Origin of the sequence: Rhizobium sp. 18055 (assembly GCF_902706285.1) — a bacterium.
In the GTDB taxonomy this organism is placed as follows: Bacteria; Pseudomonadota; Alphaproteobacteria; order Rhizobiales; family Rhizobiaceae; genus Rhizobium.
In genome coordinates this window covers 33,342-53,696 of the sequence record NZ_CACSKD010000003.1, presented here as the reverse complement: position 1 = coordinate 53,696, position 20,355 = coordinate 33,342, and the positions used below count along the sequence as shown (strand labels likewise).

Annotated in this window: 24 protein-coding genes; 17 read left to right on the top strand and 7 right to left on the bottom strand. The window is 62.6% G+C overall.

What is annotated here, in order from left to right:
- Nucleotide 1 precedes the first annotated feature (1 nt).
- Nucleotides 2-1,105 carry a 3,4-dihydroxy-2-butanone-4-phosphate synthase gene (gene ribB / locus GVL52_RS06460; RefSeq protein ID WP_160005029.1) on the top strand — a complete coding sequence of 368 codons (1,104 nt, stop codon included), beginning with the start codon at nt 2-4 and terminating at the stop codon, nt 1,103-1,105.
- 56 nt (nt 1,106-1,161) lie between these two features.
- Here the strand turns inward: ribB and GVL52_RS31245 are convergent, their stop codons facing one another.
- Both GVL52_RS31245 and GVL52_RS06450 read right to left on the bottom strand, forming a co-directional pair.
- Nucleotides 1,162-1,371: a KTSC domain-containing protein gene (locus GVL52_RS31245; RefSeq protein ID WP_200847790.1), complete on the bottom strand. Its 210-nt coding sequence runs from the start codon at nt 1,369-1,371 to the stop codon at nt 1,162-1,164.
- A gap of 250 nt (nt 1,372-1,621) precedes the next feature.
- Nucleotides 1,622-2,812 carry a winged helix-turn-helix domain-containing protein gene (locus GVL52_RS06450; RefSeq protein ID WP_160005025.1) on the bottom strand — a complete coding sequence of 397 codons (1,191 nt, stop codon included), beginning with the start codon at nt 2,810-2,812 and terminating at the stop codon, nt 1,622-1,624.
- 151 nt (nt 2,813-2,963) lie between these two features.
- On the opposite strand from GVL52_RS06450, the gene GVL52_RS06445 reads away from it, so the two are divergent.
- Genes GVL52_RS06445 through GVL52_RS06435 form a run of 3 tightly spaced genes read left to right on the top strand, consistent with a single transcriptional unit; the run spans nt 2,964 to nt 4,837 of the window.
- On the top strand, nt 2,964-3,638 hold the full coding sequence (locus GVL52_RS06445) for an energy-coupling factor ABC transporter ATP-binding protein (RefSeq protein WP_160005023.1): 675 nt from the start codon (nt 2,964-2,966) through the stop codon (nt 3,636-3,638).
- Nucleotides 3,638-4,246, top strand: coding sequence for an energy-coupling factor transporter transmembrane protein EcfT (locus GVL52_RS06440; protein ID WP_160005021.1), 609 nt, complete (start codon nt 3,638-3,640; stop codon nt 4,244-4,246). The genes GVL52_RS06445 and GVL52_RS06440 overlap by 1 nt, the downstream gene beginning before the upstream one ends.
- Nucleotides 4,247-4,270: 24 nt before the next feature.
- Nucleotides 4,271-4,837 carry a biotin transporter BioY gene (locus GVL52_RS06435; RefSeq protein WP_160005019.1) on the top strand — a complete coding sequence of 189 codons (567 nt, stop codon included), beginning with the start codon at nt 4,271-4,273 and terminating at the stop codon, nt 4,835-4,837.
- A gap of 9 nt (nt 4,838-4,846) precedes the next feature.
- Here GVL52_RS06435 and GVL52_RS06430 read toward each other — a convergent pair whose 3' ends face one another.
- Complete coding sequence (locus tag GVL52_RS06430) at nt 4,847-5,248, bottom strand: thioesterase family protein (RefSeq protein ID WP_160005017.1); 402 nt, start codon at nt 5,246-5,248, stop codon at nt 4,847-4,849.
- A 159-nt stretch (nt 5,249-5,407) separates the two neighbouring features.
- On the opposite strand from GVL52_RS06430, the gene GVL52_RS06425 reads away from it, so the two are divergent.
- From GVL52_RS06425 to GVL52_RS31315, 5 genes are all read left to right on the top strand, one after another.
- Nucleotides 5,408-6,343, top strand: a complete 936-nt coding sequence (locus GVL52_RS06425; protein WP_160005015.1) for a histone deacetylase family protein — start codon at nt 5,408-5,410, stop codon at nt 6,341-6,343.
- 2 nt (nt 6,344-6,345) lie between these two features.
- Nucleotides 6,346-6,612, top strand: a complete 267-nt coding sequence (locus GVL52_RS06420) for an exodeoxyribonuclease VII small subunit (protein WP_160005013.1) — start codon at nt 6,346-6,348, stop codon at nt 6,610-6,612.
- A 94-nt stretch (nt 6,613-6,706) separates the two neighbouring features.
- Nucleotides 6,707-7,474 carry an SDR family NAD(P)-dependent oxidoreductase gene (locus tag GVL52_RS06415; protein ID WP_160005011.1) on the top strand — a complete coding sequence of 256 codons (768 nt, stop codon included), beginning with the start codon at nt 6,707-6,709 and terminating at the stop codon, nt 7,472-7,474.
- Between the two features lie 68 nt (nt 7,475-7,542).
- Nucleotides 7,543-7,851 (top strand): nucleotidyltransferase family protein, encoded by a 309-nt coding sequence (locus GVL52_RS06410; protein ID WP_160005009.1) that lies wholly within the window; start codon nt 7,543-7,545, stop codon nt 7,849-7,851.
- 175 nt (nt 7,852-8,026) lie between these two features.
- Nucleotides 8,027-8,197 carry a HepT-like ribonuclease domain-containing protein gene (locus GVL52_RS31315; protein WP_160005007.1) on the top strand — a complete coding sequence of 57 codons (171 nt, stop codon included), beginning with the start codon at nt 8,027-8,029 and terminating at the stop codon, nt 8,195-8,197.
- Nucleotides 8,198-8,215: 18 nt separating this feature from the next.
- Here the strand turns inward: GVL52_RS31315 and GVL52_RS06400 are convergent, their stop codons facing one another.
- Complete coding sequence (locus tag GVL52_RS06400; protein WP_160005005.1) at nt 8,216-8,566, bottom strand: hypothetical protein; 351 nt, start codon at nt 8,564-8,566, stop codon at nt 8,216-8,218.
- Complete coding sequence (locus GVL52_RS06395; protein WP_280179095.1) at nt 8,563-8,823, bottom strand: DUF6516 family protein; 261 nt, start codon at nt 8,821-8,823, stop codon at nt 8,563-8,565. The genes GVL52_RS06400 and GVL52_RS06395 overlap by 4 nt, the downstream gene beginning before the upstream one ends.
- 141 nt (nt 8,824-8,964) lie before the next feature.
- Here GVL52_RS06395 and GVL52_RS06390 point away from each other — a divergent pair, with 141 nt between their 5' ends.
- Nucleotides 8,965-9,888, top strand: a complete 924-nt coding sequence (locus tag GVL52_RS06390; protein ID WP_160005001.1) for a pirin family protein — start codon at nt 8,965-8,967, stop codon at nt 9,886-9,888.
- A 104-nt stretch (nt 9,889-9,992) separates the two neighbouring features.
- On the top strand, nt 9,993-11,909 hold the full coding sequence (gene dxs, locus GVL52_RS06385; protein WP_160004999.1) for a 1-deoxy-D-xylulose-5-phosphate synthase: 1,917 nt from the start codon (nt 9,993-9,995) through the stop codon (nt 11,907-11,909).
- Nucleotides 11,910-12,132: 223 nt separating this feature from the next.
- Here the strand turns inward: dxs and GVL52_RS06380 are convergent, their stop codons facing one another.
- The gene (locus GVL52_RS06380; protein ID WP_160004997.1) at nt 12,133-14,067 is read right to left on the bottom strand and encodes a methyl-accepting chemotaxis protein; all 1,935 of its coding nucleotides are present in this window, start codon (nt 14,065-14,067) and stop codon (nt 12,133-12,135) included.
- Between the two features lie 319 nt (nt 14,068-14,386).
- On the opposite strand from GVL52_RS06380, the gene GVL52_RS06375 reads away from it, so the two are divergent.
- From GVL52_RS06375 to GVL52_RS06350, 6 genes are all read left to right on the top strand, one after another.
- Complete coding sequence (locus tag GVL52_RS06375) at nt 14,387-14,767, top strand: hypothetical protein (RefSeq protein WP_160004995.1); 381 nt, start codon at nt 14,387-14,389, stop codon at nt 14,765-14,767.
- Nucleotides 14,768-14,836: 69 nt separating this feature from the next.
- Nucleotides 14,837-15,583 carry a TlyA family RNA methyltransferase gene (locus GVL52_RS06370; RefSeq protein ID WP_160004993.1) on the top strand — a complete coding sequence of 249 codons (747 nt, stop codon included), beginning with the start codon at nt 14,837-14,839 and terminating at the stop codon, nt 15,581-15,583.
- Nucleotides 15,580-16,830 (top strand): class I SAM-dependent RNA methyltransferase, encoded by a 1,251-nt coding sequence (locus GVL52_RS06365; protein ID WP_160004991.1) that lies wholly within the window; start codon nt 15,580-15,582, stop codon nt 16,828-16,830. The genes GVL52_RS06370 and GVL52_RS06365 overlap by 4 nt, the downstream gene beginning before the upstream one ends.
- Nucleotides 16,831-16,974: 144 nt before the next feature.
- Nucleotides 16,975-17,436, top strand: coding sequence for a MarR family winged helix-turn-helix transcriptional regulator (locus GVL52_RS06360; protein WP_200847776.1), 462 nt, complete (start codon nt 16,975-16,977; stop codon nt 17,434-17,436).
- Between the two features lie 45 nt (nt 17,437-17,481).
- Nucleotides 17,482-17,883, top strand: a complete 402-nt coding sequence (locus GVL52_RS06355; RefSeq protein ID WP_160004989.1) for a DUF1398 domain-containing protein — start codon at nt 17,482-17,484, stop codon at nt 17,881-17,883.
- A 197-nt stretch (nt 17,884-18,080) separates the two neighbouring features.
- On the top strand, nt 18,081-18,296 hold the full coding sequence (locus GVL52_RS06350; RefSeq protein WP_160004987.1) for a hypothetical protein: 216 nt from the start codon (nt 18,081-18,083) through the stop codon (nt 18,294-18,296).
- Nucleotides 18,297-18,380: 84 nt separating this feature from the next.
- On the opposite strand, the gene GVL52_RS06345 is transcribed toward GVL52_RS06350, so the two are convergent.
- Nucleotides 18,381-20,201 (bottom strand): methyl-accepting chemotaxis protein, encoded by a 1,821-nt coding sequence (locus GVL52_RS06345; protein WP_160004985.1) that lies wholly within the window; start codon nt 20,199-20,201, stop codon nt 18,381-18,383.
- Between the last annotated feature and the right edge of the window lie 154 nt (nt 20,202-20,355).

Below are 20,355 nucleotides of genomic sequence, written 5' to 3'. Positions count from 1 at the left end.
CATGGCTTATGATCAGAAGCGCGTCGTAGACGCTATCCGGGCCTTCGAGGCCGGCGAAATCGTCGTCGTCATGGACGATGACGGTCGCGAGAACGAAGGCGACCTGATCGTTGCCGCCGTTCACTGCACGCCGGAAAAGATGGCCTTCATCGTGCGCCACACCTCGGGCATCGTCTGCACGCCGATGCCGAAGGAAGAGGCCAAGCGCCTCGGCCTCAACGCCATGGTCGCCGAAAACGATTCAGCGCATACGACGGCCTTTACCGTCACCGTCGATTTCAAGCACGGGACGACGACGGGCATCTCCGCCGATGACCGGACGCTGACGGTGCGCAACCTTGCCAACCCGAATGTCGGCGCGTCCGACTTCGTGCGTCCCGGCCACATCTTCCCGCTGGTTGCCCGCGAAGGTGGCGTGCTGATGCGGTCCGGCCATACCGAAGCTGCCGTCGATCTCTGCCGCCTGGCCGGCCTGCCGCCGATCGGGGTGATCTGCGAACTGGTCAACGACAATGGCAGCGTGACGCGCGGCCCGCAGGTGGTGGATTTTGCCGCCGAGCACGGGCTGAAGCTGGTGTCTGTCGCCGATCTGATCGCCTACCGGCAGCGCAAGGAAACGCTGATCCAGCTGCATGCCAGCTTCGACATCGAGACGCCGTTCGGCAAGGCCAAGGCACACAGCTACTCGCTGCCATGGGACCCGATGCAGCATCTGGCCATCGTCTTCGGCGACATTCGCGACGGCATCGACATTCCGGTGCGTCTGCATACCGAAAATGTGGCCGAGGACCTGTTCGGCAAGCGCCGTCCCGTCGATCACTACATGAAGAAGATTGCCGAAGATGGCCGTGGCGTCATCGTCTATCTGCGCGAAGGCTCTGTCGGCGTCGGCCACCAGGACAATGGCCGCAAGGCGCTGAGCCAGGGGCGCGAGGCGCATGCCGAAGCGCAGAGCCGCGAAAGCGAATGGCTGGAAATCGGTCTCGGTGCGCAGATCCTGAAGGATCTCGGCGTTACCTCGATCAAGCTTCTGACCCGCAGCGAGCGCCACTATGTCGGCCTCGAGGGCTTCGGCATCAAGATTGCCCAGACCGAGATCTGCTGACACGTCTGATACCGGAGATCGGCGGATGCTGAACGCTCCGCCGGTCGTCGCCTGCGTCAGGCGGCGATGCGCTTGAAGCGGGTTCTGACGTTTTCGATGTAATATTGGCCGGGCGATTCAGCGGTGACCATGGCGATCACCTGGGCTTCGGCAACGCCTTCGAACATGCGCTCCTCGCCGTTGGCGAGACAGACGCGAAGCCGCCCGTCCTGCTGGCTGAAATAGACCGCGTCGATCATCTTGGAGTTGACCGGCAACGGCGTCATCTGCGACTTCTGCTCGCTACGCGAGACGATCGCGGAGGTGGCTGCGGCTCGCGCATCGCGGCGATCGCGTATCAACGCTCTCAATGTGCGGCGCAGCTTGTGGAATATCGATATCTTTTTCATGCCGCCATCGTAGGCGAACGGACGTTAAAAAGTTCGGGACGAGCATAGTAAACCGGCGTCAACATTAATGCTTCGTAATCGCCGCGAAATCTCTTAAAATCCCGACTATCCCTGCAGCGCCAAGCCGTTAGCCCTGCCAGCCATCGAGCAGAACGACCTTCTCGACGCCCGAAAACCGGGCGATGCGATCGAGCTCGGCAGCGAGCCTTTCCATGCGACCTGCCGAGGGCTTGACGCCTGGTTCCAGCCACAGGCGCTTGACGTCGAGCGATCCGGCCTTGCGGTCGGTTTTCATGTCGATGCGGCCGATCAACCGGTCGCCCTCCAGCAGCGGGAAGACGTAATAGCCGTATTCCCGCTTCGGCTCGGGCACGAAGATCTCGATGCGGTAGAAGAAGCCGAACAGGCGTTCGGTGCGGTTGCGATCGCGGATCATCGGATCGAAGGGGCTGAGCACACGGATGCGCGGCGGGGCGGCCGGGTGATCATCCGTTGTCGCCATGAAATCGGCAAAGGCCCAGGAGGGGCGCGGCTTGCCGCCCAGCGCCGGCTCGATCAGGATTTCCGTCAGCTCGTCGCGATGACCGGTGACCCAGGCCTTGGCTTCCTCGGGCGACAGCAGCGCCCAGAAGGCCGCGATCTCGCCATGGGTGGCGAAGCCCAGCCGGGCGAGCGCGCTGCGGCAGGCCCAATCGACGAATTCCTCGCGGCTGACCTCCGGCTCATGAAACTCGGCCGGAATGACGCGTTCGACCAGATCGTAGACCTTCTGGAAATTGGCGCGGCCAGCGATGGCGAACTTGCCGGTCCGCCAGAAATATTCGAGCGCCGTCTTGTTCGGATGCCAGTTCCACCAGCCGCCGGAGACGTGGCCATCGGCCTTGATCTCGCGCGCCATGATGGCGCCGTCGCGCTGGACACGCTCGTAAGTCTCGTCGAAGGCATCCTCGAAGCCCTCGCCGCGCCACTTGCGCCAGCGATCGACCAGCACCTCCTCCTCGTGGCGGAACTTGTGCTTCCAGTAGCGGAAGAAGCTGCTCGGCAGGATCGAGGCATCATGCGTCCAGTGCTCGAACAGCGCGCCGTCCTTTTCCAGCAGCGTGGTGAGATGCTCGCGCTTGTAGGTCTGGTTGCGGGCAAAGAGGATCTGGTGATGGGCGCGTTCGACGGTCTGGATGCTATCGACCTGGACGAAGCCGATCTCGTGGATCAGCTGCAGCAGGCCATCCTTGGTCAACGCCCTGTTGGGCGGTGCGCTGAGCCCCTGCTTGGCGAGAAAGATGCGGCGGGCATCGGCGTTGGACATCAGCTTGGTCATGGCGGCGATCATAATCCGGAAAATGGCCCTGGCCACCCGAATATGTCAGCGGTTTGCCTGATGACGCAATGCCTCGCCTGCCTCGACCGGATTTGATCTTCCCCTGCATCGGATTCATTTATAGAACGGCGCTTCACGTAAGGGGGATCGATTGAACATTCGCTTCGAAAGCGCCGGTGTCAGCTATGGGGCGCGGACTGTGCTGCAGCCGCTGACGCTGGATCTCACCGAGAACCGCATCGGCATCATCGGGCTGAACGGCTCGGGCAAGACGACGTTTGCCCGGTTGATCAACGGGCTGACCAAGCCGACGACCGGCCGCGTCGTCGTCAACGGGCGCGATACGTCCGACGATAAGGCGGCCTCGAGCGATGTCGGCTTCATCTTCCAGTCGCCGCAGAACCAGATCATCCTGCCCGTCGTGCGCGACGATATCGCCTTCGGGCTGAAGAGCCGCGGTTTCTCGAAAGCCGAGATCGATGCGAAAGTGGCCGAGGTGCTGGCACGGTTCAACGCCGGACACCTGGCCGACCGGCGGGCGCACGAGCTTTCCGGTGGCGAGTTGCAGCTGGCGGCACTCTGCTCGGTGCTGGCGACGGGCCCCGGCATTCTCATTCTCGACGAGCCGACCAACCAGCTGGACCTGCGCAACCGCGGACTGGTGCAGAGGCTGATCGAGAGCCTGCACGAAACCACAATCATCATCACCCACGATCTCGAACTGATCGCCGGTTACGAGCGGGTGCTGGTGTTTCATGCCGGGCAACTGGTAGCCGATGCGCCGGCCGCGGATGCCATCCGCCGCTACAAGGAGATCGCCGCCTGATGCAGTCGCTGTTCGTCGATGGAAACAGCAGGATGCACCGGATATCGGCGCGGACGAAGCTCATCGTCCTTGCGGTGCTCGGCGTCATCCTGTTCACCACAAGCAATATCGTGCTGCTGGCCATTGCGGTGGCGGCAACCGGGGCGCTCTATCTCGGCATCGGCATGCCGCTTCGCGCTGCAATCGCACGGCTGAAGCCGATCCTGCTGACCATCCTGATCGTTGCGGTCTTCAGCCTTGCCTTCAATCCGTGGCATGGCGCGGTCGTCTCGCTCCTGCGGCTGACGGCGCTGATGCTGTTTGCTGCCAGCGTCACAGCAACCACGACCATCACCCAGTTCATGGACGAGATCACGTTTCTGGCGCGTCCCTTCGAGCGCATGGGGCTGGTGCGGGCCGATGATGTCGGGCTTGCGGTCGGGCTTGTGGTGCGCTTCGTGCCGGAAATCCTCGGCCGCTACCAGGCCATTCGCGAGGCGCATGAGGCCCGCGGGCTGAAGGTGCGGCCAGCGACGGTGCTGGTGCCGCTGATCATTCTGACGCTCAAGGATGCGGATAATATCGCGGCGGCGATTGACGCACGCGGCGTTCGGCGGCATGTGAATTAGAACCTGTTAACCCACGGAGCCGTCATGAGCACCCGAGACCTCGTTCTCTCCGCCCTGTTTGCCGCTATCATCGTTGCGCTGGGCATTCTGCCGCCAATCACGCTCGGCTTCATTCCGGTGCCGATCACCGCGCAGTCGCTTGGCGTGATGATGGCCGGCGTTGTGCTTGGCGCGCGGCGCGGCACGATTGCGGTGCTGATCGTGCTGGTGCTTGTCGCCATCGGCCTGCCGGTTCTGTCGGGCGGACGCGGCGGACTGGCGGCCTTTGCAGCGCCCACCACCGGCTTCCTGATCGGCTGGGTGTTTGCGGCGTTCACCACAGGCTATATCAGCGAACGGCTGGTGACGTTCGAGCAGGCGGCCGGCATGCAGCTCACCGGCTTCTTCTTCGCGGCAATGATGGGCGGCGTCGTCGTGCTGTATGCCTTCGGCATCCTCTATCTGGCTGTTGTGGCGCAGATCGGCCTGAAGGCTGCTTTCCTCGGCTCGATGGCCTTCATTCCCGGCGATGTGATCAAGGCGTTCGTCGCGGCGCTGGTCGGGCGCGCAGTGATGGCGGGCTATCCGCTGCTGCCGGTTCGGAGCCGGTAGGAGCAGGGGCTAATTCACAAAGCCATAGAGCCAGTCGCGGGTGATTTCAGGCAGCGGAACCGGCATCTTGTCCTCGCGGGTCTGCGCCTGCCAGACGATCTCGACCTCGGCGGCGCGCTCGTCGCCGGCATCGATGGCAATCAGGAAGCCCACGGAGCGGACGCCGATCTTGTCGACCGCCGCTGTAAACAGCACGAGTTCGTCATAATGCAGCGGACGATGCAGAATGCAGGTCACCTTGCTGGCGACATAACGCGGTTCGTCTCCAAGCTCCGGGCGCTGCGCCCAGAAGTTCGCCAGCGCCGATTCGGCGTAGGAGATATAGGAGCCGAGAAACATCTGGCCGTTCATATCCACATCGCGGAACGGCACATGTGTCTGGACAATACTCGATCGCATCGTTGCGTTCATTGAACTATTCCACCCGAAATCCTCAGCTCCAAGTATAACGCCCTGACATTGCGAAGTAAACGCGCGCTAAAGGCGTAGGATAGAGGGTGGTTGTTGAAATCAGCGCGCCCTACCCCATCTGCTGTGGATCATCCCGAGGCAGGCAGATAGAGTGATTGCATGAGCACCCGCCTTTACGAACATCCGATCTTCCTGGAACACATCACGCCCGAGGGCCACCCCGAGCGCTCCGACCGCCTGCGAGCGCTGAACGTGGCGCTCGAGCATCCGCATTTCCAGCCGCTCGACCGCCGCGAGGCACCGCAGGCCTCCGAGGACGCCGTGCTGCTGGCCCATCCGGAAGAGCACCTCTTCGCCGTGATGCGGCAGGTGCCGGAGGAAGAAGGCGAGATCAACAAGCTGGAAGCCGACACCTATGCCAGCCAGAAGAGTTTTCAGGCAGCGCTGACCGGGATCGGCGGGGCGATGGCGGCGGTCGACGACGTGTTCACCGGCAAGGCCGACAATGTGTTCGTCGCCTCGCGGCCGCCCGGCCACCATGCCGAAAAATCGAAGGCAATGGGCTTCTGCTTCTTCAACAATGCAGCAATCGCCGCCCGCCACGCCCAGCGCCGGCATGGCGCCGAGCGCGTGGCGATCGTCGATTGGGACGTGCATCACGGCAACGGCACGCAGGACATCTTCTGGGACGATCCGTCGGTGCTGTTCTGCTCGACGCACCAGATGCCGCTCTACCCCGGCAGCGGCGCCAAGACCGAGACCGGTCCGCACGGCACCATCGTCAATGCGCCGCTGTCGCCCAATGTCGGCAGCGACCATTTTCGCGAGGCGTTCAAATCCCGCGTGCTGCCGGCGCTCAACGACTTCCGGCCGGACCTGATCATCATCTCCGCCGGCTTCGACGCGCATCACCGCGATCCGCTGGCGCAGATCAATCTGGTCGGCGAGGATTTCGACTGGGCGACCGGGCGGCTGCTCGAAGTGGCCGACAAAAGTGCCTCCAACCGGGTCGTCAGCCTTCTGGAAGGCGGCTATGATCTCGAAGGGCTCGCCGAATCGGCCGGCCTGCACATTCTGCGGATGATGAAGGGTTGAGTATGACTGACAGCGCCAAGCCAGACGCATCGGGGCCAGAGGTAGCGAGCCTCTCCTTCGAAAAGGCGGTTGCAGAACTCGAAAGCATCGTTGCGCGGCTGGAACGCGGCGACGTGGCGCTGGACCAATCGATCGAGATCTACGAGCGCGGCGAAGCGCTGAAGAAGCATTGCGAGACGCTGCTGTCGGCAGCGGAGAACCGGATCGAGAAGATCCGGCTCGATCGCGCGGGCAAGCCGCAGGGCGTGGAGCCGCTGGACGGGGCGTAACGCCTGTTTTCGCTACCAGACACACATAACGCCCTTGGCGCCCGCATCTTTCGCAGCCTATCATCCCCTGAAACGATCACGGGGAAGCTGTTACATGGCTGATAGACTGAAGGGCAAGATCGCGATCATCTCGGGCGGGGCGACCGGCATGGGCGGGGCGGCGTCGAAGCTGTTTGCAGCCGAGGGTGCCAAGGTGGCGATCATCGACCGCAATGGCGAGGCGGCCGCGCAGACGGTCAGCGAAATCCGTGCTGCCGGCGGCGAGGCCGACTGCTGGACGGCGGATGTGTCGGACGAGGCTGCGGTGAACGCGGCCGTCTCAGGTGTCGAGACGCGCTATGGCGCCGTCACCGTGCTGTTCAATCATGCCGGCACCATCGTCATCAAGCCTTTCCTCGAAACCACGCTCGAGGAATGGGACTGGCTGCACGCCGTCAACGTCCGCTCGATGTTCCTGATGACCAAGGCGGTGCTGCCGAAGATGATTGCGGCGGGCGGCGGATCGATCGTCTGCACCTCGTCGATCTCGGCTGTCGCCGCAACGCCGATGGAGGTGCTTTACGACACCACCAAGGGCGCCGTGCACATGTTTGCGCGCGCCATCGGCGTCGAGTTCAGAGACCGCAACGTCCGTTGCAACGCCGTCTGCCCCGGCTTCATCCGCACGCCGCACGGCTTGCGCGAGGTTGCCGACCTGCAGGCGCTCGGTGTCGATGTCTCCGACGCCGCCATCGCCGCCCAGCAGGGACGGATCGGCGAGCCGGAGGATGTGGCACGCGCCGCACTTTACCTCGCCAGCAATGAATCAAGCTTCGTCAACGGGGCGCATCTGTTCGTCGATAACGGGTTTACGGCGATGTGATTTGGTGGGTGGACGGTGACCAGACACGCCGTCTCGACCGTGACGCCGATGTCGCCTATATTGGAGGCATGACCAGAGAAGATGTCATCGCGATAATCCGAAAGCATGAGGATGAACTGCGGGCAGCAGGTGTCCTCAAGCTTTCGCTTTTTGGCTCGGTCGCTCGCGGCGAGGAGACGGCAGAGTCCGACATAGATATTGTCGTCCAACTCGAAGACGAGATTTTGCACTCCGGCTTTGGATACTTCGGAGCGCTGGCTCGCTTGCGAGAAAGACTTGAAGGCATGACCGGTCGACCGGTCGATGTGATATCTGAGCCGATAGAAAAGCCGCGCTTGGCGCGAGAGATCGACCGGGACCGCCAAATTGCCTTCTGAAAAGCCTTGGCACCGTCTGGCCGACATCGCTGAGAACGCTCGCAAGATATTGGCGTACACAGACGGCATGACTTATGCCGAATTCTCCTCAAACGACATGGCTGCAGATGCGACCGAGCGCTGCATGTCATGAATTTCCGAGGCTGCGGTCAAGCTTGGCACGATCGCTGAAGAGTTGCTGCCCAGCCATGATTGGCAGGCCATACGAGGTGTCGGCAATGTGCTCCGCCACGACTACGACAGCATCATTCTACATCGCACGTGGGAAACGGTCGAAAAGAACATCCGGCCACTTCTGCTAGATGTCGAGGCTGCGATCACGGCCCATGAAGCCGCAGAGAAATAGGCCGCCAGAGGCAAAGCCTCAGAGCGCGATGACCGTCCTGATTTCCGCGTAACCGGCGCGCAAGCCTTGGGCGTCGCGCTCGATTAGCCCCGCCCTCGAGAGGATATCGACATCCTCGTGGACACGGCGATAGTCGCGCTTCAAGCTTTTCGCCAGCGCGGCAATGCTCGTCTGCGGATGACTGCGAAGATGTCGGAGCAGTTCAAGCCGTTTGGCGGTCATCGTATGGGCGAAGACCGCCCAATCCACGAAGGTCAGGTGATCCTCGGCGACGGGCTGGCCTGCTTCAGCACGATGCCAGGCGTCGATGAAGCGGCCGGCAGCGGCATCGAAAGAACCGCCGACGTGCAGTTCGATGTCCTTGCTCATATCGGCTCCCCTCTCACCTTCTCAACGTCGCTTTTGAAATCGGACATAAGACGTTCCACCGAGACAAAATGGTATTTTTCCTCGCGCAATCCATAGTGTCGATGGTCGCCTTTGCCGCGCTCGTTGTCATAGAGAACGAGGCGCTCGCCCGGCAGACCGTAGAAGAGCGAGTATTTCAGGAAATGCTGCGATGGCGGCACCTGGGCCGGGAGCCGCCAGATGGTCATCTCCAGAATAGCTCCATCGCCATAGACGATACGTTCGCGGAACAGCAGTCAGCGTGCATACAGCACAACATGACGTCAGCCGCCATACACCGTCAATTGCAAGGGATCGCGTGTCTGGCTATTGGCTGATATAGCCGATAAGTTCATGTCTTTCGCGAATGGAGACGACCGATGTCCTTCTTTCCCGGCACAGACCCTGCCCCCGGCGATGCCTTCGCCTGCGATGCGATCGAGAACCTGATCATTCCGCGCACCAGCGATATCGGCGGGTTTCAGGTGCGGCGGGCGCTGCCGACGCGGCAGAGGCGGCTTGTCGGGCCGTTCATCTTCTTCGACCGCATGGGGCCGGCGATCCTGAAGCCGGATGAGGCGCTCGACGTCAAGCCGCATCCGCATATCGGGCTATCGACCGTTACCTATCTGTTCGACGGCGAGATCCGCCATCTCGACAGCCTCGGCACCGAAAAGGTCATTCGCCCCGGCGATATCAACCTGATGACAGCAGGGCGCGGCATCGTGCACTCGGAGCGCACGCCGGACAATCTGCGCGGTCACCCGCTGCTGATGTCCGGGCTGCAGACATGGCTGGCGCTGCCTGATGACAAGGAGGAGATCGATCCTTCCTTTGCGCACACGGAAAAGGCCGATATGCCCTTGATCGACGAACGCGGCGTGCGCGGGCGCGTGGTCATCGGCGATTTCGAGGGAATGCGCTCGCCGGTCAAGGTGTTCTCCGACACGCTCTATGCCGATATCAATCTCGATGCCGGCGTGACGTTTCCGTTTGCCGCGGCACATGAAGAACGCGCGGTCTACATTCTCTCTGGCGAAGTGGTGATCTCGGGCGACCGGTTTGCGGCCGATCAGTTGCTGGTGTTTCGCCCGGGCGATGCGATCACGCTCCAAGGGGGCAGCCAGGGCTGTCATCTGATGCTGTTCGGCGGTGCGGCGCTGAATTCCAAGCGCTACATCTGGTGGAACTTCGTTTCATCGTCAAAGGAGCGGATCGAAATGGCCAAGGAGGAGTGGCGCACCGGCCGTTTCGACATCGTTCCGGGGGATGAAGAGGAATTCGTCCCTTTGCCGGAGCGCTGATCTCCTCTAGAAAGCATAGGTGCGGTGCTTGAAATCGACTTCTTTCGCCGCAACTTATAGCCTAAAGGCTACGTGCCCAAGAACGACAAGAAAGAGTGCCTCCCGTGACACAACTGCCGAAGACGCCGCTGCTGGATAAGGTTACCTATCCGGCCGACCTCCGAAAGCTGGAAGATCGCGATCTGCCGCAGCTGGCGCGCGAGGTTCGCGACGAGATGATCGATGCGGTGTCGCGCACTGGTGGGCATCTGGGCGCGGGGCTCGGTGTCGTCGAGCTGACGATTGCCATCCACAATGTCTTCAACACGCCTGACGACAAGCTGATCTTCGATGTCGGGCACCAGTGTTATCCGCACAAGATCCTGACCGGCCGACGCGACCGCATCCGCACGCTGCGCCAGGAAGGCGGCCTTTCCGGCTTCACCCGTCGGGCTGAAAGCGAATATGATCCGTTCGGCGCCGCCCATTCCTCGACGTCGATTTCGGCAGGCCTCGGCATGGCCGTTGCCGCCGAGCTTTCCGGCTCGAAGCGCAACGTCATCTCGGTGATCGGCGATGGCGCGATGTCGGCCGGCATGGCCTATGAGGCGCTCAACAATGCCGGCGCGCTCGATGCCCGGCTGATCGTCATTCTCAACGACAACGACATGTCGATTGCCCCGCCGACCGGCGCGATGAGCGCCTATCTGGCACGCCTTGCCTCCGGCCGCACCTACATGGGGATGCGCGAAGTCGGCAAGAAGCTGACCGGCTATCTCGGCAAGACCATCGACCGCGCCATCACCCGCGCCGTCGAACATGCCCGCGGTTACGTAACCGGCGGCACGATGTTCGAGGAGATGGGCTTTTATCATATCGGCCCGATCGACGGCCATTCGTTCGAGCACCTGCTGCCGGTGCTGCGCAATGTGCGCGACAATGCGCATGGTCCGGTGCTGATCCATGTCGTCACCCAGAAGGGCAAGGGCTACGCTCCGGCGGAAGCTGCCGCCGACAAGTATCACGGCGTCAACAAGTTCGACGTGATCACCGGCGCGCAGGCGAAGGTGAAGCCGAATGCGCCGAGCTATACCAATGTGTTTGCCGAAGCGCTGGTGCAGGAAGCCGAGCTTGACGACAAGATTGTCGGCATTACCGCCGCGATGCCGAGCGGCACCGGGCTCGACAAGCTGGCCGATCTTTATCCGTCGCGCTGTTTCGATGTCGGCATTGCCGAGCAGCATGCGGTGACATTTGCCGCCGGCCTTGCCGCCGAAGGCTACAAGCCGTTCATCGCGCTTTATTCGACCTTCCTGCAACGCGCCTTCGACCAGGTGGTGCACGATGTTGCGATCCAGGGCCTGCCTGTGCGTTTCCCGATCGACCGCGCCGGTTTCGTCGGTGCCGACGGGCCGACGCATGCGGGCTCGTTCGACACCACCTTCCTCGCCACCCTGCCCGGCTTCGTGGTGATGGCGGCCGCCGACGAGGCGGAACTCAAGCATATGGTGCGGACGGCCGCTGCCTATGACGCCGGCCCGATCTCGTTCCGCTATCCGCGCGGCGAAGGTGTCGGCGTCGAGATGCCTGTTCGCGGCGAAATCCTGCAGATCGGCAAGGGCCGGGTCGTCAAGGAAGGCGCCAAGGTGGCGCTGCTCTCCTTCGGCACGCGTCTGGCCGATTGCCTGCTGGCAGCGGAAGATCTCGATGCATCGGGCCTTTCGACCACGGTTGCCGATGCGCGCTTTGCCAAGCCGCTCGATCACGACCTGATCCGCCAGCTGGCCCGCCACCACGAGATACTGATCACCGTGGAGGAAGGCGCTGTCGGCGGCTTCGGCAGCCATGTGCTGCAGTTCCTCGCCGCCGAAGGCCTGCTCGACAGCGGGCTGAAGGTGCGGTCGCTTTGCATGCCGGATGTCTGGGTGGAACAGGCCAAGCCCGAGGTGATGAATGCGCAGGCCGGGCTCGACCGGGCCGGGATCGTCGCGACCGTGTTCAAAGCGCTGGGACGGCCGGCTGTGGTTGGTGTGGCCGGGTAAGGTTGTTGTCTGAGGGTGTGCCGTGTGGGCCCCTCGTCTTGATGCATCTTTCTCGCATCGCGCCAGAATTCCCCCCTCTGTCCTGGCGCGACCGATGAGGCCGCATTCTCCACAACCCGCGACAAGGCAGAATTGCCGCCTGTACCCGACATAGCCCGCCGATAGAAAAGCCGCCGGAGTTGCCCCCGGCGGCCTGATCGTTTCACGGCTGTTCGTGCGTTCCTTAGAACTCCGACCACTCTTCCTTGACCGCAGCAGCGCTCGAACCGCCACCGAACGCCTTGGCCACGGTGCGCTTCAGGGCGTTGGCAGGCGAGGCGACCGGGCGCGAGGCGGCGTGGGCGGCGGTGGCGCGTGGGGCTTCGTGGCGGTTGTTGCCGAGGTTGAACTGGCGCAGCAGTTCGTCGAGGGCGCCGGCTTCCTGGGCGAGCGAATGGCTGGCGGCCGTCTGTTCCTCGACCATGGCGGCGTTCTGCTGGGTGCCCTGGTCCATGTTGTTGACGGCAGTGTTGATCTCCTGCAGGCCGATCGACTGTTCGCGCGTGGCGGTGACAATGGCGCCGACGTGCTTGTTGATCTCCTGCACGGCGCCGACGATTTCTTCCAGAGCCTTGCCGGTTTCGCCGACCAGCGAGACACCGGAATTAACCTGCGTGCCCGAGGTGTTGATCAGCGCCTTGATTTCCTTGGCGGCGTTGGCAGAACGCTGGGCCAGTTCGCGGACTTCCTGGGCGACGACCGCAAAGCCCTTGCCTGCTTCACCGGCACGGGCTGCTTCGACGCCGGCGTTCAGAGCGAGCAGGTTGGTCTGGAAGGCGATGTCGTCGATGACGCCAATGATGTTGGAGATCTCGCCCGAGGACTTTTCGATCTCCTGCATGGCGGTGACGGCCTTGCGGACGACCTCGCCGGAGCGTTCGGCACCGAGACGGGTGCGCTCGACCAGCTGGCCGACATCTTCGGCGCGCTTGGCACTGTCGCGAACGGTGGTGGTGACCTCTTCCAGCGCTGCTGCGGTTTCTTCGACGGCAGCGGCCTGCTGCTCGGTGCGGCGGGCAAGATCATCGGCCGCGGTGCGGATTTCGCCGGCACCGGCATTGATCGCCGAAGCATTGTGACCGACCGACTGCAGGGCTGCCTGCAGCTTCTCGACGGCGTTGTTGAAGTCGTTGCGCAGGCGGTCGAACTGGGCCGCGAACGGCGTGGTGATGCGGATGGCGACATTGCCATTGGCGAGATCCGAGAGACCGTCGGCGAGGTTGTCGATGGCAAAGCGCAGATCGCTTTCCTCGCGGGCCTTCTGCTCGTCGCCGGCCTGGCGCTGGCGCTCGGCATCGCCACGCATGCGATCGGTTTCGCCGGAGAGACGCAGCTTTTCAATGGCGGCGTTCTTGAACACCAGAACCGACTGCGCCATGCGGCCGACTTCGTCCTGGCGATCGAGCGCCGGAACATCGATGTCGTTCTGGCCACCGGCAAGGCGACCCATGGCAGAGGTCATGCCGACGATCGGGCTGACGATGCTGCGCGACAGCATCCAGGCGAGCACGACGGCTGCGAAGGCCGCGAAGATGCCGCCGAGAAGCAGTGTCATGTTGAGCGCGGCACTGGCATCGGCCTTGATGGCGGATAGCGCTGCGGATTCGTCACGCGCGGCAGCCTTGATCTTGGCAGAGGCCTGGCGGAAGCCGTCGAGCTGGCCCTTGGTCTCGTTGACGCCGATCTTGACGATCTGGTCGATCGGCATGTCGGTTTCCTTGCGCGCCTTGGTCTGCGGCACGGCAAGCTGGTTGAAATAGAGGTCGGCGGCCTTCTGCATGCCGTCGATCTGGGTCAGGAAATCGCTGTTGCCGGCGGCCGTCTGCTTGGCAGAGGCAATCGCGTTCAGCATGCGGTCACGATTGTTGAAGAGATCGGCATAGGTGCTGTCGCTGCGGAACAGCAGGAAGCCGCGCAGGTTCACGGCCTGCTCGAGCATCGCCTGAAGGGCGTCGTCGATCTGGTTGACCAGGCGCTCGGACTGCTTCTCTTCGGCGGAAGCGGCTGCCACGGCACCGGCCTTCGAATAGACGAAGGCGGAGACGGATAAAAAGATAAGGATCAATGCTGCGAACGTCGCAGCAAGCTTACCGTTCAGGGACATGTTTCTAGCAAACATCAGTCGGTCTTTCCTGGGCGGCCTGGAGCCATGGCAAATCGGGCACGCGAGCGCATGCGGGAAAATCTATCGGGAAGAGGAACATGATCAGCAGTGAGACTTCGAGCCATCATGGCGGACGCGGTTTTATGACCGCTGCAATCTTCCCGACCGTAGCCGGGGAAAATTTAAAATTGTTTAAGTGTGCACTGCAACAGCGTCTGTTTGGAGACCGAAAACCGCTGTATCTGCGGGGATTCAACCTATCTGAGGCATCGACCGCATCGACGTTACGCGCAGAAGGTGTATGTTTAATTTCACTCAGATAGGAGTCCTTCACATGCGAAACATCTTAAGTGTCGCTGTTGCAGCGCTGCTGATGTCAGGTGCCGCCGATGCGGCCGAGACGATGACCGGCAAGGAACTGACCACCCTTCTCGGCCACGGCAAGAATCTCATCCTCGGAGGCCCGGGAAAGGGATATGCCGGCAGCCTTTCGCTGTCGGCCGATGGCAAGGGTAAGGGCCAGATCAAGCTCGACAGTGGCGACGTGATCCCGATCGAAGGGGTCTGGGCGATCAAGAAAGACAGGTTCTGCCGCACCTGGAAAGGTGGCCGCGATGCCGGCAAGCAGATCTGCGAAAGCTGGGTCAAAACAGGGCCTAAATCGGTGGAAGCGATGGTCGGCAAGAAGGATCTCGGCACCAACTCGTGGAACTAGCCCCCTTGCAGCATAAGCAGCCGTGAACAAAAGGCTTGCAAGTGGCGGCTTTGCCCGGCATGGACAGGCATGTCCGAACAAAACACACAACGTATCGACCAGCTGCTCGTCAGCCTGGGTCTTTTTGCCAGTCGCTCGCGCGCCCGCGATGCCGTGCAGCGCGGCACCGTCAAGGTTGACGGCAAGCTCGTCACCAAGGCCGGCGCCGTTTTCGGCGAGGATGTCGTCATCGAAATCGACGACCCCGCTCAGGATTACGTTTCGCGCGCGGCGCTGAAGCTTGCCGCGGCACTCGATCATTTCAAGCTCGATCCGACGGGACACCTGTGTCTCGATGTCGGCGCCTCGACAGGCGGCTTCACCGAAGTGCTGCTGGAGCGCGGTGCTGTTCATGTCACCGCCGTCGATGTTGGCCATGGGCAGATGCATCCGCGGCTGGCGGAGAGCGAGGCCGTCACCAACCTCGAGGGCCTGAACGCCCGCAATCTGGTGGCTGAAGATATCGGCCATCCCCTCACCTTCATCGTTTCCGACGTCTCCTTCATCACGCTGAAGCTGGCGCTGGCGCCGGCGCTCGATCTCGCCGAACCCGGTGCGACCGCCGTGCTGCTGGTCAAGCCGCAGTTCGAGGCCGGGCGCGATGCGATCGCCAAGAACGGCATGCTGAAGGATCCGTCCACCGCGCCTGCCGTTGCCGCAGAACTCGAGCGCTGGTTCGTCGAGGACATGGGCTGGACCAGCCTCGGTCTGATCCCCGCGCCGATCGCCGGCGGCGACGGAAACCAGGAATATCTTCTCGCAGGAACCAAGCCGTGAGCGCCGAAACAGTCACTATCCAAAGGCTCGGCGCCCAGGGCGACGGCATCGTCAATGGCACCGATGGTCCGGTGTTCGTGCCGTTCACGCTGCCCGGCGAAACCGTCGCCATTGCGCGGATCAAGAACCAGGGGACGGTGATGTCGATCACCACGCCATCGCCGGATCGCCAGGAGCCGCAATGTCGGCACTTTGGCCCGGATGGCGTCAACGGGACCTGCGGCGGCTGCACGCTGCAGCATGCGGATGAGGCGACCTACCGCGCCTTCAAGCGGCAGCTGGTGGTCGATGCGCTGAAATCCAAGGGGCTGACACCGGAGGTCGGCGAACTCGTTGCCGCCCAGCCCGGCGAGCGCCGGCGGGTCACCTTTGCCGCCAGGAAGACCGAGAAGGACATGCTGGTCGGCTTCAACCAGGCCGAAAGCCACCACCTCGTCAATATCGAGGAATGTCCCATCTCGTCGGCAGCCATTATCGCCCGGCTGCCGGCAATCAAGGCGATCGGTGCGGCACTGGCCAACAGTGCCGAAGCCTTCCGCATCACCGTGCTGCAGACGCTGTCGGGCATCGACATCGCCGTCGATGGCATCAAGAAGCTGTCCGACCAGCAGCGCCGCAAGGCGATCGAGACCGTGCTCGGCCTGCGCGGCATCGACCGCGTGTCGCTGAACGGCGAGATCCTCGTCGAGCCGGTGAAGCCGATGCTCGATTTCGGCGGCGTCAAGGTGACGCCACCGCCGGGCAGTTTCACGCAGGCGACGAAGTCTGCCGAGGACGCAATGGCGGAGCTGGTGGTTGCCCATGTCGGCAAATCCAAGCGTATCGCCGATCTGTTCGCCGGCACCGGCACCTTCTCGCTGCGGCTTGCCCGCGTCGGCCGGGTGCATGCGGTGGAAAGCGAAGCCAAGCCGCTCGCCGCCCTCGACCACGCCGCCCGCAACACGCAGGGGCTGAAGCCCGTCACCATCGAGCGCCGCGACCTGTTCCGCCGGCCGCTGATGACCGCCGAGCTCAAGGTCTACGACGCCGTCGTCTTCGACCCGCCGCGCGCCGGCGCCGAATTCCAGTGCCAGGAGCTGGCCCGCTCGACCGTCAAGAAGATCGTCGCCGTCAGCTGCAATCCGCTGACGCTGGCCCGCGACCTCGCATTGCTGGTCGAGGCCGGTTACCGGATCACATCCGTGACGCCCATCGACCAGTTTCTCTGGACCTCGCATGTCGAGGTGGTGGCGACGCTGGAGAAGTAATCGCACGGATGGGGGCCAGCCTCAGCAGGCGGCCGCCCTTACCGCTCCATTACCCGACAATCCTGTTGTCGCCGATATCGCCGCATTTAAGGTTGACTAGGAAACCTAATGCATATAGTTTCCTAGTCAACTTAAGGGATGACGATGGCTGGTGACGGTTCTGTTTCTGACATCGAGGCGCATCTTGGTTATTGGCTGCGAACCGTCTCCAACGCGGTATCACAGGGCTTTGCCCGCAGTGTCGAAGCCGAAGGCGTCACGGTTGCCGAATGGGTATTCCTGCGGATGCTTTATGATGTCGAGAGCATTGCCCCCTCGCAGCTGGCCGAGCGCATGGGCATGACGAAGGGCGCGATCTCCAAGCTCGCCGACCGGCTGGTCGAGAAGGACCTTGTGGTGCGGGAGGCCAATGCGGATGGCAGACGGGGACAAACGCTGATGCTGAAGCCAGCCGCTCGCCAGCTTGTTCCCCGGCTGGCGGCATTGGCTGACCGAAACGATGCGACGTTCTTCGGTGCGCTTGCACCGGAGGAACGGATCCAGCTTGAGCGGATGCTGCGCCGGATCGCACGCGAGCGCGAACTGAGCGACATTCCGACCGCCTGACATCCGGGCGCGACACGAATTTCAGCGATGACAAGGGAGAGCGCCATGGATGCGCAACGGACGACCATTGCCCGCGACTGCCTCAATGCCGCCTACGACAGGACTATGAGCTTTCCCGATATTGTCGGGACACTCATCGCGTCGGGGTTCGAAGGCTATGTCGTCGATTATCGACGCAACACGACGACTTACTTCCTGCCGGACGACGACAGCATCGTGCTCGACAACCGGCCTTCGGACAGCACCGTCGCCGCCGCGTTCGATCAGGCCGGCATCGCCGGACAGGTTCGATGGGCGCAGGCAAACCCGCCCGACTACAGCTATGCGGCATTCTGCAGAAACGTGAAGGCGATGGGCTGTGCCGGCTATATGGTGTCCTTTTCCGGTCGCCGGGTGCTCTATGTCGGGCGCACGGCCGAGACCCATATCGAGCATTTCCCCGGATAGTCCGGGTGCAGATGAACTCGGCCATTGACAGAAGAGGACGCAACCACCACCGCTGTGGCGCTTGCGTCCAGCCCAGCCCAGAAGCAACACTCAGCAACTTCAGGCCAAAAACATTTACAATCAGACTATAAGCAATGCATAAATTCACCTATGATAAATAATCTTCCCGTATCAATGGATAATACACGGAGGATAATATGTTTGTTATTTCCATAGATGACCATGGTGACGAGAGAAATTTCCTCGCCACATCCTTCAATATTGATCGCGGCATCGTCGTTGCGACGATATGCGGTCAGGCGCGCAAATTCAACGCCGCCGATGTCATCGATATTCTACCGGTAAAACCACTCTCGCCGCGCAATGACCAGTTCATAGCCTCGCACCGCGAGCCGTACCGAATGCACGGCTGACGCCGTCTCGCAGGCTTGCACCGATACTCCGATCAAAAACGCCCGCGACCGCGGGCGTTTTGACGTTGCGAACCCTGGACGGGATCAGGCGGCGCGATAGCTGGACGTGGCGCCGTAGCCGCGAGCCTGCAGGTTGAACTGGCTGAGCAGTTGCATCAGCTTTGCCGCTTCCTGGGCAAGACCGTGGCTGGCGGCCGTCTGTTCCTCGACCATGGCGGCGTTCTGCTGGGTGCCCTGGTCCATGGTGTTGACCGCGGTGTTGATCTCGGCAAGGCCGGTCGATTGTTCGCGGGTGGCGGTGACGATGGCATCGACGTGGCGGCTGATTTCCTGCACCTGGCCGACGATGGCTTCCAGCGACTTGCCGGTCTCGCCGACCAGCGTGACGCCGGAGCGAACCTGGGTGTTCGAGGCCGAGATCAGGGTTTCGATCTCCTTTGCGGCATGGGCCGAGCGCTGCGCAAGTTCGCGGACTTCCTGGGCGACGACGGCAAAGCCCTTGCCGGCTTCGCCCGCACGGGCTGCCTCGACACCGGCATTCAGTGCCAGAAGGTTGGTCTGGAAAGCGATGTCGTCGATGACGCTGATGATGTTGGCAATCTTCTGCGAGGACTGCTCGATCTCGGTCATCGCCGACACGGCCTTGCGGACGATATTGCCGGACTCCTCGGCGCCACCGCGGGTACGCGACACCAGGCTGCCGGCTTCCTCGGCGCGGCGGGCGGTATCCTTGACGGTCGTGGTGATTTCTTCCAAGGCAGCGGCGGTCTGTTCGATCGAGGCGGCCTGCTGCTCGGTGCGGCGGGCAAGGCCATCGGCGGCATTGCGGATCTCGTCGGCGCCAGCGTCGATGGCGTGAGCGTTGTGCCCGACATCCTCCAGCGCTTCGCGCAGCTTGGCGACCGAGGTGTTGAAGTCGCTGCGCAGGCGGTCGAGATGATCGGCAAAGGGCTGCTCGATGCGGTGGGCGAGATTGCCTTCCGACAGGGCACCGAGCGCGCCGGCCAGTGCATCGACGGCCTGCTGGATTTCCGCAGTCTCGCGAACCCTGGTGGCTTCGTTGCGGGCGCGCTCTTCGCGGGCCTGCGAACGGTTGTCCTCGGCGCTGCGTTCGAGATCGAGGCGCGCGAAGGAGTTGTCGCGGAAAACCGAGACGGCGGCTGCCATGTCGCCGATCTCGTCGTGGCGGCCGGCATAGGGCACCGGGGCTTCGAGATCGCCTTGGGCGAGCTTGCCCATGCGCGCTGCGATGGTCGAAATCGGCCGCGAGATGCGCTTCCATGCGAGATAGGCGGCGGCGATCGCGGCGATCAGCGCGACGGCAAGGCCGGCAACGATCGACAGCGTGCCGGCGTAGTAGTTTCCGGCGGCAGAGACGAGGCCGGCATCGGTGGACTGGCGATCCCTGGCGATCATCCCGTCGATCAGCGTCTGGATATTGTTGGCGGACATCGACAGCTCGCCGCGATAGAGCGAGTTCGCCTGGCTACGCTTGTTGTCGAGCGCGAAGGCGATGATCTTGTCGGCAAATGCGGTGTCGTCTGCGAGCGCCTTCTTCAACCGGGTGAAGTTCTGGCTCATGTAGTCGCTTTTCGGCTGCTTTTCGAAGGCATCGATCGCGGTTGCGAGGCGCTGCCTGCGGGTCTTCAGCGTCATCTCGGCATTGCGGAAATCGGTCTTGCCTGTGGCGAGCAGATAATCGGCATAGCTGCGGCGGACGTCGTTCAGCGTCGTGACGATCGCGTGCAGCCGCTCGGTGTTCGGGATATTCTGGCCGCCGATCTGGCGGGTATTGGCCTCAAGGCTGGTCAGCGCCACGGCGGCAATGGCGCCCTGCACCAGGGAGATGGCCACCAGCGACAGAAACAGCAGCGGAAGCAGCGTCTTTATCTTCATTTTGAACATTGCATTGTCTCGAATGCGGCCGACCGACGTGCCTCAGCCGATCGCGTATCGATCCGCTGGCGTCCGTGCCTTGATTGTGCCGAAGAAAGGGGCCGGGCTCATGCCCGTGCTGCGTCATGCATTGCACATCACTAAACAAGACAATCGGTAAAAT